Here is an 11,501-nt window from a genome sequence, read left to right as displayed (position 1 = left end):
GCCACCGGTGGACGCGGCCCGGCCGGACGCCTAGTTTCGGGCTTAATCGGGAGTGAGTGCATGTCGGTCATGATGCCCAAGCCGTCGCAGGCGATCCTATCGCGCCGCGCGGCTATCGTTGCCGCCCTGCGGGCGATCGTGCCCGGTGAGGGTGTCGTCGACGCGGCCAACGAGATGGCGGTCTTCGAATCCGACGGCCTCACCGCCTATCGCCAGATGCCGCTCGTCGTCGTGCTGCCGGACACGGTGGCCCAGGTCGCGGCGGTCCTCGCCTATTGCCACGCCAACGACATTCCGGTGGTGCCGCGCGGATCGGGAACCTCGCTCTCCGGCGGCGCCCTGCCGCTCGAGGACGGGGTGCTGCTCGTCCTGTCGAAGTTCAACAAGGTCATCGAGATCGACTACGACAACCGCTGCGCCGTGGTGCAGCCGGGCGTCACCAATCTCGGCATCACCAAGGCTGTCGAAGGCCGGGGCTTCTACTACGCGCCGGATCCCTCCTCGCAGATTGCCTGCTCGATCGGCGGCAACGTCGCGGAGAACTCCGGCGGGGTGCACTGCCTCAAGTACGGTCTCACCGCCAACAACGTCCTCGGCATCGAATTCGTGACCATCGAGGGCGAGGTGATGCGGCTCGGCGGCAAGCATCTCGACGCCGAGGGCTACGATCTGCTCGGCCTGATGACCGGGTCCGAGGGCCTGCTCGGCGTCGTCACCGAGGTGACGGTGCGCATCCTGCAGAAGCCGGAGACGGCGCGCGCCGTGCTGATCGGCTTTCCGACCTCCGAACAGGCCGGCGAATGCGTCGCAGCGATCATCGCCAAGGGCATCATCCCAGGGGGCATGGAGATGATGGACCGGCCGGCGATCCACGCGGCCGAGGACTTCGTCCATGCCGGCTATCCGCGCGACGTCGAGGCGCTGCTGATCGTCGAGCTCGACGGCCCTGGCGCCGAGGTCGACCATCTCCTCGCCGAGGTCGAGGCGATCGCCAATGCCAACGGCGCGGTGACCTGCCGGGTCTCGCAGTCGGACGAGGAGCGCACCGCCTTCTGGGCCGGCCGCAAGGCGGCGTTCCCGGCGGTCGGGCGCATCTCGCCGGATTACTACTGCATGGACGGCACGATCCCGCGCAAGGAGCTGCCGAAGGTGCTGGCCGGCATGAAGGCGATGTCGGAGAAATACGGCCTGCGCGTCGCCAACGTCTTTCACGCCGGCGATGGCAATCTGCACCCGCTGATCCTCTACGACGCCAACAAGGAGGGCGAGCTGCACCGGGCCGAGGAATTCGGCAACGACATCCTGCGCCTGTGCGTCGCCGTCGGCGGCGTGCTGACCGGCGAGCACGGCGTGGGCGTGGAAAAGCGCGACCTGATGCCGGAGATGTTCAACGAGGACGATCTGAAGCACCAGCAGCGGGTCAAATGCGCCTTCGACGCCAAGCACCTGCTCAACCCCGGCAAGGTGTTCCCGCAGCTCCACCGCTGCGCCGAACTCGGGCGCATGCACGTCCACAAGGGGCAGGTGGCCTTTCCAGACCTGCCGAGGTTCTGAGGCTATGCTGTTCAGGCAGCATATCCTGGAGCGTATCGCGAGCGGCGAGGTCACGCTTGCCTTTAGGCGCTGGAAGCGACAGCCAATCCGCGGCGGCGCCAGGCTGCGGACCGCCCGCGGGGAAGTGATCTTTGGCAGCGTTCAGGAAGTCGATGAGGGTTCCCTGACCGAAGACGATGCCATCAAGGCAGGTTACGGATCGCTGGCTGAGCTCACAGACGATCTGCAATCCGGAGAAGACAGGAACCTCTACCGCATGGAGATCGTCGGGCTGGAAGAAGACGGTCGGATCGCGCTGCGTGAGGATGACGGTTTGAGTGCCGAGGAGGCAGGCTTGCTGGCCAAAAGCTTCGACCGATGGGATCGCGCCAATAGCGCGCCGAACTACCATCGGCGCATACTGGATGCGATTGCCGCCACACCCGAAGTTTCTGCCGCGGCGCTCGCCCGAAGCCTCGCCGTGGACAAGGTCAAGCTCAAGCGCGACATCCGCAAGCTCAAGGAGTTCGGGCTGACGAAGAGTATGTCGGTCGGATACCGGCTTTCACCGAGAGGCGAGGCCTTGCTCGGTATGATCTCGGAGAAGGGCCAATGATGGGGTTCCGCACCTTTGTGAAAGCCGGGCTCCACGACGGGCAGTTGGCCTTGCCCGATCAGCGGAGGGTCTGATGACCGAGTGCTTCCGATGAGCGCGATCGAGGAACTGGAGCGCCGCAACGCCACGCGGTTCGATGAGCGCGCTTTCGTGGATTTTCTTAAGTCGATCGAAGGCCGGTCGGGCTGGGACGGCGGCCGCTGGGAACTGATTGACGGGGTACCGATCGACATGCCGCCAGCCACCTTGCGTCACGGTGCGATCGCGCGCGTCTTCGAACGCCTCCTGGCCTCCGCGCTGAGCCAGAACGGCTTGCCGCTCGAAGCCACGCGGGAAGTGGGCGTCAGCCATCCCTCCGACCCGACCTTCCGCCCCGTCGCCGACATCGTCGTCTTCGACCCGAAAGAGGAGCTGACGTCTGGCGACGAGCGGTTCCTCAAGAGCTGCAGGCTGGTGGCCGAGGTGCTTTCGCCTTCGACCGAACCCTACGACCTGGTCTTCAAGCGCCGCCGCTACGTCGAACAGCCGGATTGCATTCACGTCCTGATGATCGAGCAGGACCGCATGCGTGTTCGCCACTGGGCCCGCCGAAACGATTGGACGGAGACGGTCTACGAAGGACCGGACGACCCTATCGACCTTCCGGAGTTCGGCTTCACCTGCCGGCTCCGCGACCTCTACGCCCGGACCGATCTCGCATGAGCATGACCCAGACTGACGTGCATCCCGCCGCCTCGACCCTGCGTCCGACTACCCCGGATGAGGTCCGCGACATCGTCGCGGCGGCGATCTCGGCGGAAGAGCCGCTGGCGATCGAGGGCCACGGCTCGAAACGGGGGCTCGGCCGCCCGGTCCAGGCGGCGCGCACCCTGTCGCTGGCGGCGATGAGCGGCGTCACGCTCTACGAGCCGGAGGAACTCGTGCTTTCGGCCAAGGCCGGCACGCCGATCGCCGAGATCGAGCAGCTGCTCGACGACAACAACCAGCGCCTCGAGTTCGAGCCGCTCGACTACGGTCCGCTGCACGGGCTGGAGCCGGGGCAGGGCACGCTCGGCGGCGTCGTCGCCTGCAATCTCGCCGGGCCGCGCCGCCTGAAGCAGGGGGCGGCGCGCGACCATATCCTCGGCGTCGCCGCCGTCTCCGGCCGCGGCGAGATCTTCAAGTCCGGCGGGCGCGTGGTGAAGAACGTCACCGGCTACGACCTCTCCAAGGGGCTGACCGGCGCGTTCGGCACGCTGGCGGTGATGACCGACATCACGGTGAAGGTGCTGCCGAAGAGCGAGACCGAGACCACGCTCGTGCTGCGGGGGCTCGGCGACGATGCCGCCGCCGGCGCCATGGCCGCTGCGATGGGTTCGTCGGCGGAGGTCTCGGCCGCGGCGCATCTGCCGATGTTCGTCGCCGCACGGGTCGCGTCCGGCACGCTCGGCAAGGAGGCCGCGACGCTGATCCGGCTGGAAGGCTTCGGCCCTTCGGTGGAGGCGCGCGCTGCGCATCTGGGCGCCGCCCTGGCGCGGGTCGCGCCACTGGAGCGGCTGGAGGCCGACGCCTCCCGCGCGCTCTGGCGCGACGTTCGCGACGTCCGTCCCTTTGCCGACGGCACGGCCAAGCCGGTCTGGCGCCTCTCCGTCACGCCGACGCGCGGGCACGAGATCGTCATGAGTCTGCGCATGCAGACGGCGATCGACGCCTTCTACGACTGGCAGGGCGGGCTGGTGTGGATGCGGATGGAAGGCGAGCCGTCGGCTGCCCTGGTGCGCGAGACGGTCCGCCGCTTCGGCGGCGGGCACGCGACGCTGGTGCGGGCGTCCGAGCCGGTGCGCGCGGCGACCGAAATCTTCCAGCCGCAGCCGGGACCGCTTGCCGGCCTGACGCGGCGGCTGAAGGAGCAGTTCGACCCGCAGGGCGTGCTCAATCCGGGCCGGATGGGATAAGATGCAAGACGAGGAGGCCGCGACCATGAACGCAAGCGAGATCCTGTCGCGCGACCCCGACATCATGTCGGGTGCACTGGTCTTCAAAGGTACGCGCGTGCCCGCCGATGCGCTGTTTGAGAACCTGGCGGCTGGCATGGCCCTGGCGGAATTCCTCAAGAATTTTCCGACTGTCTCGCGAGAGCAGGCCGAAGGAGCAATACGGGCAGCCTGCGATAATCTTGTCAGCAGAAAGTCACGCTCTGCGAGGGTGTATAAATAATTTATTATAACGAAACGCCATGTCGCGAAAAGGTTCTTTGCATGGATGGTTTCTGGTCATTTCTATCAACCGTAACCGTCTCTATTGCGGTGATATATATAATTCATTCATTCAAGCGGCAGATAGATTCTATACTGACCGGGAGTCACGTAAATCTGAAATTCTTCGGTCAAGAAATATCCGTTCAGCGAGCGACCGAGCGCATAGGCGAGTCCGTGGCAGAGCTTCAAGCTAAGATAGCCGAGTTGCAGAGCACAGAAGTCAATAATATTACGACAGGGTCTGTATCGGATTCTCCGCCGGCTTCGCCGACGACGCGTAAGAAAAGAATACTTTGGGTGGATGACTATCCTTCTAATAATGCGTTTATTGTGAATAATCTCAAAGGACGAAATTTTGACGTCGATATTTCTATTGATACCGAGGATGCGCTGAATCGATTTGAATCGCTTGATTACAGTATGATAGTTACTGATTTAGGAAGAAAAGAGCGCGGGATCAACAATCCGCTCGCAGGATTTGAGCTTATAAAGAAAGTGCGAAATATCAATGCAAATATTCCAATCTTGGTTTTCGCAGGAAGCCGAGGAGTTGAAATGCGCGATGATCTAATATCTGCGGGTGCTACCGATGTAACTAGCTCTGGAATTGAAGTCATGAAATTTATCAATACACATATGCCGAAATAGCATGCAAACCACCTTCTCTCCCGCCCAGCTCGCCGATCCGGAGGTCGCCCATTCCGAGGGGATCATCCGCAAATGCGTGCATTGCGGCTTCTGCACCGCCACCTGCCCGACCTATGTGACGCTCGGCAACGAGCTCGACAGCCCGCGCGGCCGGATCTACCTGATCAAGGAGATGCTGGAGAACGACCGGCCGGCCGACGAGAAGACCGTCAAGCACATCGACCGCTGCCTCTCGTGCCTCGCCTGCATGACCACCTGTCCCTCGGGTGTGAACTACATGCACCTCGTCGACCACGCCCGGGCGCATATCGAGCGGACCTACCGCCGCCCGCTCGTCGACCGGATGATCCGCCGGGTGCTGGCGATGACGCTGCCCTATCCGGGCCGCTTCCGGGCGAGCCTGACGCTGGCGCGGATCGCCCGCCCGCTGGCGCCGCTCTTCGCCGCCGTCAAGCCGCTGAAGCCGCTGGCCGCGATGCTGAAGCTCGCGCCTGTCGCCGTGCCGCCGCGCTCGCCCGTCAACGAGCCGGGCGTGCATCCGGCGTCCGGTCCGCGTCGCGGCCGCGTGGCGATCCTGCGCGGCTGCGCGCAGTCGGTGCTCGATCCGAAGATCAACGAGGCGACGGTGCGGCTGCTCGGGCGGCTGGGCGTCGAGGTCGTAGTGCCGAAGGGCGAGGGCTGCTGCGGCGCGCTCGTCCACCACATGGGCCAGGACGACGAGGCGCTCGGCTTCGCCCGCCGCAACGTCGACGTCTGGAGCCGCGAGATCGCCGAGGGCGGGCTCGACGCGATCATCGTCACGACCTCCGGCTGCGGCACCACGATCAAGGACTACGGCCACATGCTGCGGCTCGATCCGGCCTATGCCGAGAAGGCGGCGCTGGTGTCCTCGCTGGCGAAGGACGTCACCGAGTATCTGTCGGGCCTCGACCTGCCGCTGCCGGTGAACGAGACCGATCTCGTCGTCGCCTATCACTCGGCCTGTTCGATGCAGCACGGCCAGAAGATCACCATGGCGCCGAAGGTGCTGCTCGCGCAGGCCGGCTTCACCGTCCGCGACGTGCCGGAGGGGCATTTGTGCTGCGGCTCGGCGGGTACCTACAACATCCTGCAGCCGGAGATCGCCGCGACGCTGCGCGACCGCAAGGTGCGAAACATCGAGAGCATCGCGCCGCAGGCGGTCGCCACCGGCAATATCGGCTGCATGACCCAGATCGGCTCGGCGACCGCCCTGCCGATCCTCCACACGGTGGAATTGCTCGACTGGGCCTTCGGCGGCGAGAAGCCGGTCAGCCTTGCGGGCGTGGAGCCGCGATCGCAGGCGGCTCTCGTCGCCGCGGAATAGATCTCAAAGCAAAAAGGCCCGCCGTCGCCGGCGGGCCTTACGGTCGGTGTGGCTGTATCGCGGATCAGCCTCCGAAAATGGCGGTGAGCAGGTTCGACTGCACCGGCCCGAGATCGGCATAGACATCCTTCGAGCCCTGGCCGTTTGGGCCGATGACGATCACCTTGGTGCCCTTGGGCACGCGCGAATAGAGGTGCTCGACGTCCTCGTTCATCATCCGGATGCAGCCCGAGGACATGTTCTGGCCGATGGTCCACGGCTGGTTGGTGCCATGGATGCGGAACATCGAGTCCCGGCCGCCGCGATAGAGATACATCGCGCGGGCGCCGAGCGGATTGGCCGGGCCGCCTTCCATGTAGGCCGGCAGGATGCGGCCCTTGGCGCGCTCGCGCTGGATCATCGCCGCCGGCGGCGTCCAGCCCGGCCATTCCGCCTTGCGGCCGACCTTCATGTTGCCGGACCAGCCGAAGCCTTCCTTGCCGACGCCGACGCCGTAGCGGGTCGCCATGCCGGCGCCCTCGACGAAATAGAGATACTTGCGCCGGGAATCGACGATGATCGTGCCGGGCGCCTCGTTCGTCTCGATCCGCACCTGCTTGCGCAGGAAGGCCGCGGCCGGTCGCCGCTGCTGCATCGTGCGAAGTTGGGAGCCGCTTGCCGCGCTCACCGTCTGCCAGGAACCGGTGGCGTAGTCGTAGCGGCGGGTCTCCTGGGCGCCCGCCTCCACGGTCATCAACAGGGCCAGGGCGGCGGCGATGCCAACACCGATCGATCGCTTGGCTGTCATGCTTTTCCCTCTCGCCGGCGGGCCGATCCCTGCGGCGCCGCTCCATCACAATTCTGCCACCATTCGAACGCGCCAGCGCCCGATTGGCTCCCACTCTCGGATAGTTCAGATCGAATTATCTGTCGGCGGTCAGCGCACGACGACCTTCGTGCCGACATTCACCCGCTCGTAGAGCTCCATCACGTCCTGGTTGCGCATCCGGATGCAGCCGGAGGAGACCGACTGGCCGATCGTCCAGGGCTGGTTGGTGCCGTGGATGCGGTAGAGGGTGGAGCCGAGATAGAGGGCGCGGGCGCCGAGCGGATTGGCCTCCCCGCCCTTCATGTGGGCGGGCAGGATGCGGCCGTTGCGGCGTTCCCGGACGATCATCTCCTTCGGCGGCGTCCAGCTCGGCCACTCGGCCTTGCGCGTGATGGGATGCCTGCCTTTCCACGCAAAGCCCGGCTTGCCGACGCCGACGCCGTAACGCCGCGCCGTGCCGTTCTTGCCGACGTGATAGAGGAACTTCGAGCCGGTATCGACGACGATCGTCCCCGGCGTCTCCTTGCCCTGATAGGCGACGTCCTGCGGCAGATAGACCGGGTCGAGATGGTGCTGCGGCACCATCTGGCGCGGGCGCTGTAGCGCCACCTGCTGCGGCTGGCCGGGCCGGAAGCCTGGGCGCGCCCCGATGACGCCCTGCACATAGCGGGGGTCCAGTGCCGGGGAGGGATAACGCACCAACTGCCGCGCGCCCACGGGCTGTCCGCGCAGGACCGGGCGCGCACGCCCGACGGCGACCGGCCGGGTGCCGAGCACGGCGCCGGAGAGATTGTTGGTCGGACTGTTCATGTGAGGACGGCGATAGCCCGGAACCACGCCGCTGCCGGGCGAGAGCTGCAGGATCCACTCGCCGCGCAGCGAGGGCGACGCCTCGACCGCGAGCTGCTGCGCCGGGACCGGGACCGGTTGGGCGAAAATGGCGGCAAGGGCGGCGGCCGAGAGGGCAAGAATGCGACGCATGGCGGATCTCCGTTCCGGGCAGCGGGAGCAAGCACGTTCCGCAACCGGTTTTGTCGCAGCTTCGCCGCAAAGCCCGACCGAACGGTAAATGCCGTAAGGACAGCAGCCTGTTGTTGCGGAAAGCAATTCATAGGGTTAACAAGCGGTCACCGGGAACGTTGACCGCCTTCCGGAGTCGCGGCCGCATCGGCCGCATGATTCATCTTTGCAACAACTGTGCAGAATGGCGCCGTGCCTTCGAAACAGGCATTGTGCGGTGCAGCAAAGATGCTAGTCTGTTGCGACGCCGGCTGATGCCGCGCGCAGGCCGATCAGAGCCGCAGCAAGGGAAAACGCAGGCAGGGCAGCTCGGCCGTCCCGGTGCGCGGGGCGTCCGGGATCAACCACGACCGGCCGCAGAAAGCGGCTCCTGGAGCACCCCATGATCGCTCTCACCCTGATCCTATGCCTCAACTCCGCCCCCACGAACTGTCATCTCGAGAACGTCTCCTTCGATGGCTCCGTCATGCAATGTGCGCTGTTCGGCCAGGCGGCCGCGGTGCAGCATCTGCAGGGACGGCCGAAATGGCACCTGAAGCGCTATCGCTGCGACACGCGCCGCATGTCGGACGCCTGAGACCCTGGTCCCCGCGGTTTCGCCGCTGACACGGCGGGCTGCCCGCCGCGAGCCGTAACCACGACGCCGCCCCGCATTGGCATCCATTGCGGCGGTTGCGGGCCGGCCCCGGCGCGTCTTGCCAGGCGCCGGAAGGCCTGCGATGACTGCGCCATGAGCGAGCTCCTCGAACCGTCCGCCGGCCTGACGCGAGGCCCCGATGGGCATCTGCGCTGCGCGTGGCACGGCACCGACGAGGCCTATCGGCGCTACCACGACGACGAGTGGGGGCGGCCCGTGGCGGACGACGACCGGCTTTACGAGAAGCTCTGCCTCGAAGGATTCCAGGCAGGGCTTTCCTGGCTGACCATCCTGCGCAAGCGCGAGGCGTTCCGCGAGCTCTTCCACGGCTTCGCCGTCGACCGCGTCGCGGCGATGGACGAGGACGATGTCGAGCGGATCGTCCTCGACGCGCGGATCATCCGCCATCGCGGCAAGATCGCCTCCACCATCAACAATGCCCGCCGGACGCTGGCCATCCGGGAAACGCACGGCTCGCTGGGCGCCTTCCTGTGGGCGCACGAACCGCCGGCCTCGGAACGACCGGCGGCGGTCGACTGGGAATGGCTGCGGGCGAACCCGGTGACGCCTGCCGCCACGCGACTGTCGAAGGCGCTGAAGCAGGCCGGCTTCACCTTCGTCGGCCCGACCACGGTCTACGCCTTCATGCAGTCGATGGGCTTCGTCAACGACCATGTCGAGGGCTGCTGCGTGCGCGCGGAATGCGAGGCCGAGCGGAAGGCGTTCGCGCGGCCGGGGTGACGGGGCGACGGCCCTGCACCGAGCAGGGCTCTGCGCGGAAGCATCCGGAGCCATCACATTCACGACGTCATCCTCGGGCCCCGTCCCGAGGATCCAGCTTAGACCCCCTCGTTGCCGCCCAACTCCGACAGCATGCGCTCAGGCCTGGATACTCGGGACGGGGCCCGAGGATGACGACCTTGTTGGGTGTCGGGGCCTTCCGCCCCCCACACCCCCTTGCCTTGCCGAAAACCGGAGCACGCGGTAGGGGAACGCCGCAGGGACGCGGCCTCTGGCGCCCGTCGAACCTCCTCCGGAATGCAATCATGGCCGACAAGAAGAAGAAACCGACCAGGGTCAACGCACGGCTGCCGCGCGGTTTCGTCGATCGCGACGCGGCCGATCTGCGCGCCCAGGACGCGATGCTGGCGACGATCCGCCGGGTCTACGAGACCTATGGCTTCGAGCCGGTCGAGACGCCGATGTTCGAATATACCGACGCGCTCGGAAAATTCCTGCCCGATGCCGACCGGCCGAACGAGGGCGTGTTCTCGCTGATCGACGACGACGAGGCGTGGATGTCGCTGCGCTACGACCTCACCGCGCCGCTCGCCCGCTATGTCGCGGAAAACTACGAGACCCTGCCCAAGCCCTATCGCAGCTACCGCGTCGGCCATGTCTTCCGCAACGAGAAGCCGGGGCCGGGCCGCTTCCGCCAGTTCATGCAGTTCGACGCCGACATCGTCGGCGCGCCGAACGTCTCGGCCGACGCCGAGATGGCGATGATGATGGCCGACACGATGGAGGCGCTGGGGATTCCGCGCGGCCAGTACGTGATCCGGGTCAACAACCGCAAGGTGCTGGACGGCGTGCTCGAGGCGATCGGGCTCCGGGGCGAGGAGAATGCCGGCAGGCGGCTGACGGTGCTGCGGGCGATGGATAAGCTGGATAAAGTGGGATTTGACGGCGTCAAAGCGTTGCTTCGTGAGGGGCGCAGAGATGAGAGTGGAGATTTTACCCCCGGCGCGAATCTTTCTGACGACCAGGTAGGATTTATTATTACAACACTAGCGTTCATGAAAATGCCTGCTTCGCTCCCGGATAACGAGCCAGCGAAGACTGATGGCGGCACCTATCGCTTTTTTTACGACAACGAAGGACTTTTCATTAATTTGAACGCGCACTTGGGCGGCAGCGAGGTTGCGGTAGCGGGGCTAGATGAGCTTCGGGAAATTTCTCGCGCTGTAAAAGCTGCGGGCTTTCAGGATGACCGCATCCGCATCGATCCCTCCGTCGTGCGCGGCCTCGAATACTACACCGGACCGGTCTTCGAGGCCGAGCTGCTGTTCGACGTGGTCAACGAGAAGGGCCAGAAGGTGCAGTTCGGCTCGGTCGGCGGCGGCGGGCGCTATGACGGGCTGGTGTCGCGCTTCATGAGCCAGCCGGTGCCGGCGACGGGCTTTTCCATCGGCGTCTCGCGGCTGATCACGGCGCTGAAGAATCTCGGCCGGCTGGAGGCGGCGGAGCGGCCCGGCCCGGTGGTCGTCACCGTCATGGACCGCGACCGCATGGCCGACTACCAGGCGATGGCCGCCAAGCTGCGCGCCGCGCTGAACACCGACGCGGATGGCAATCCGACCGCCGAGCCGGTGCCTGTCGAGGTCTTCCAGGGCAACCCCAAGCAGTTCGGCAAGCAGCTGCAATATGCCGACCGCCGCAACGCCCCGGTGGTGGTCATCCAGGGCGGCGACGAGAAGGCGGCCGGCAAGGTCCAGGTCAAGGATCTGATCGAGGGCAAGAAGATCGCCGAGACGATCGAGGACAATGCCGAATGGCGCGAGGCCCGCGCCGGCCAGGAACTGGTCGACGAGGCGGACATGGTCGAGGCGGTGCGCGCCATCCTCGCCCGTCATGCCGCGCCGGGCACGGCCTGAGCC

At 65.9% G+C, this 11,501-nt stretch carries 12 protein-coding genes; 10 read left to right on the top strand and 2 right to left on the bottom strand.

Annotated features, from left to right (window positions below; genetic code table 11):
• The first annotated feature begins 60 nt into the window (after window positions 1–60).
• The 7 genes from LXB15_RS16455 to glcF all read left to right on the top strand — a co-directional run bounded on the left by LXB15_RS16455 (window position 61) and on the right by glcF (window position 6,379).
• On the top strand, window positions 61–1,554 hold the full coding sequence (locus tag LXB15_RS16455) for an FAD-linked oxidase C-terminal domain-containing protein (protein ID WP_233949471.1): 1,494 nt from the start codon (window positions 61–63) through the stop codon (window positions 1,552–1,554).
• Window positions 1,555–1,558: 4 nt separating this feature from the next.
• Complete coding sequence (locus LXB15_RS16450; protein WP_233949470.1) at window positions 1,559–2,149, top strand: ASCH domain-containing protein; 591 nt, start codon at window positions 1,559–1,561, stop codon at window positions 2,147–2,149.
• Window positions 2,150–2,239: 90 nt separating this feature from the next.
• Window positions 2,240–2,851 carry a Uma2 family endonuclease gene (locus LXB15_RS16445; protein ID WP_233949469.1) on the top strand — a complete coding sequence of 204 codons (612 nt, stop codon included), beginning with the start codon at window positions 2,240–2,242 and terminating at the stop codon, window positions 2,849–2,851.
• A 2-nt stretch (window positions 2,852–2,853) separates the two neighbouring features.
• Window positions 2,854–4,083, top strand: coding sequence for a glycolate oxidase subunit GlcE (gene glcE, locus LXB15_RS16440; RefSeq protein ID WP_370640238.1), 1,230 nt, complete (start codon window positions 2,854–2,856; stop codon window positions 4,081–4,083).
• A 1-nt stretch (window position 4,084) separates the two neighbouring features.
• Complete coding sequence (locus LXB15_RS16435) at window positions 4,085–4,345, top strand: DUF433 domain-containing protein (RefSeq protein WP_233949467.1); 261 nt, start codon at window positions 4,085–4,087, stop codon at window positions 4,343–4,345.
• 41 nt (window positions 4,346–4,386) lie between these two features.
• Window positions 4,387–5,034: a response regulator gene (locus LXB15_RS16430; protein ID WP_233949466.1), complete on the top strand. Its 648-nt coding sequence runs from the start codon at window positions 4,387–4,389 to the stop codon at window positions 5,032–5,034.
• Window position 5,035: 1 nt separating this feature from the next.
• The gene (gene glcF / locus LXB15_RS16425; protein ID WP_233949465.1) at window positions 5,036–6,379 is read left to right on the top strand and encodes a glycolate oxidase subunit GlcF; all 1,344 of its coding nucleotides are present in this window, start codon (window positions 5,036–5,038) and stop codon (window positions 6,377–6,379) included.
• Between the two features lie 64 nt (window positions 6,380–6,443).
• On the opposite strand, the gene LXB15_RS16420 is transcribed toward glcF, so the two are convergent.
• Together LXB15_RS16420 and LXB15_RS16415 are read right to left on the bottom strand one after the other, a co-directional pair.
• Window positions 6,444–7,166: a L,D-transpeptidase gene (locus tag LXB15_RS16420; protein WP_233949464.1), complete on the bottom strand. Its 723-nt coding sequence runs from the start codon at window positions 7,164–7,166 to the stop codon at window positions 6,444–6,446.
• Window positions 7,167–7,295: 129 nt separating this feature from the next.
• Complete coding sequence (locus tag LXB15_RS16415) at window positions 7,296–8,168, bottom strand: L,D-transpeptidase (protein WP_233949463.1); 873 nt, start codon at window positions 8,166–8,168, stop codon at window positions 7,296–7,298.
• A 421-nt stretch (window positions 8,169–8,589) separates the two neighbouring features.
• Here LXB15_RS16415 and LXB15_RS16410 point away from each other — a divergent pair, with 421 nt between their 5' ends.
• The 3 genes from LXB15_RS16410 (at window position 8,590) to hisS (ending at window position 11,498) form a co-directional block, all read left to right on the top strand.
• Window positions 8,590–8,784, top strand: a complete 195-nt coding sequence (locus tag LXB15_RS16410) for a hypothetical protein (protein ID WP_233949462.1) — start codon at window positions 8,590–8,592, stop codon at window positions 8,782–8,784.
• 153 nt (window positions 8,785–8,937) lie between these two features.
• Window positions 8,938–9,585, top strand: coding sequence for a DNA-3-methyladenine glycosylase I (locus tag LXB15_RS16405; RefSeq protein WP_233949461.1), 648 nt, complete (start codon window positions 8,938–8,940; stop codon window positions 9,583–9,585).
• A gap of 305 nt (window positions 9,586–9,890) precedes the next feature.
• A complete protein-coding gene (hisS, locus tag LXB15_RS16400; protein ID WP_233949460.1) occupies window positions 9,891–11,498 on the top strand; it encodes a histidine--tRNA ligase in 1,608 nt (535 codons plus the stop codon).
• The last annotated feature ends 3 nt before the right edge of the window (window positions 11,499–11,501 follow it).

The organism is Aurantimonas sp. HBX-1 (genome assembly GCF_021391535.1).
Taxonomy (GTDB): Bacteria; Pseudomonadota; Alphaproteobacteria; order Rhizobiales; family Rhizobiaceae; genus Aurantimonas.
Note: the sequence above shows the minus strand (reverse complement) of the source record. Positions and strands in the feature narration are given on the sequence as shown.

Bases quoted from the DNA above. Each gene is read 5' to 3' on its own strand.
- LXB15_RS16455 (WP_233949471.1), top strand. From the start codon at position 61: ATGTCGGTCATGATGCCCAAGCCGTCGCAGGCGATCCTATCGCGCCGC.
- LXB15_RS16450 (WP_233949470.1), top strand. From the start codon at position 1,559: ATGCTGTTCAGGCAGCATATCCTGGAGCGTATCGCGAGCGGCGAGGTC.
- LXB15_RS16445 (WP_233949469.1), top strand. From the start codon at position 2,240: ATGAGCGCGATCGAGGAACTGGAGCGCCGCAACGCCACGCGGTTCGAT.
- glcE (WP_370640238.1), top strand. From the start codon at position 2,854: ATGACCCAGACTGACGTGCATCCCGCCGCCTCGACCCTGCGTCCGACT.
- LXB15_RS16435 (WP_233949467.1), top strand. From the start codon at position 4,085: ATGCAAGACGAGGAGGCCGCGACCATGAACGCAAGCGAGATCCTGTCG.
- LXB15_RS16430 (WP_233949466.1), top strand. From the start codon at position 4,387: ATGGATGGTTTCTGGTCATTTCTATCAACCGTAACCGTCTCTATTGCG.
- glcF (WP_233949465.1), top strand. From the start codon at position 5,036: ATGCAAACCACCTTCTCTCCCGCCCAGCTCGCCGATCCGGAGGTCGCC.
- LXB15_RS16420 (WP_233949464.1), bottom strand. From the start codon at position 7,166: ATGACAGCCAAGCGATCGATCGGTGTTGGCATCGCCGCCGCCCTGGCC.
- LXB15_RS16415 (WP_233949463.1), bottom strand. From the start codon at position 8,168: ATGCGTCGCATTCTTGCCCTCTCGGCCGCCGCCCTTGCCGCCATTTTC.
- LXB15_RS16410 (WP_233949462.1), top strand. From the start codon at position 8,590: ATGATCGCTCTCACCCTGATCCTATGCCTCAACTCCGCCCCCACGAAC.
- LXB15_RS16405 (WP_233949461.1), top strand. From the start codon at position 8,938: ATGAGCGAGCTCCTCGAACCGTCCGCCGGCCTGACGCGAGGCCCCGAT.
- hisS (WP_233949460.1), top strand. From the start codon at position 9,891: ATGGCCGACAAGAAGAAGAAACCGACCAGGGTCAACGCACGGCTGCCG.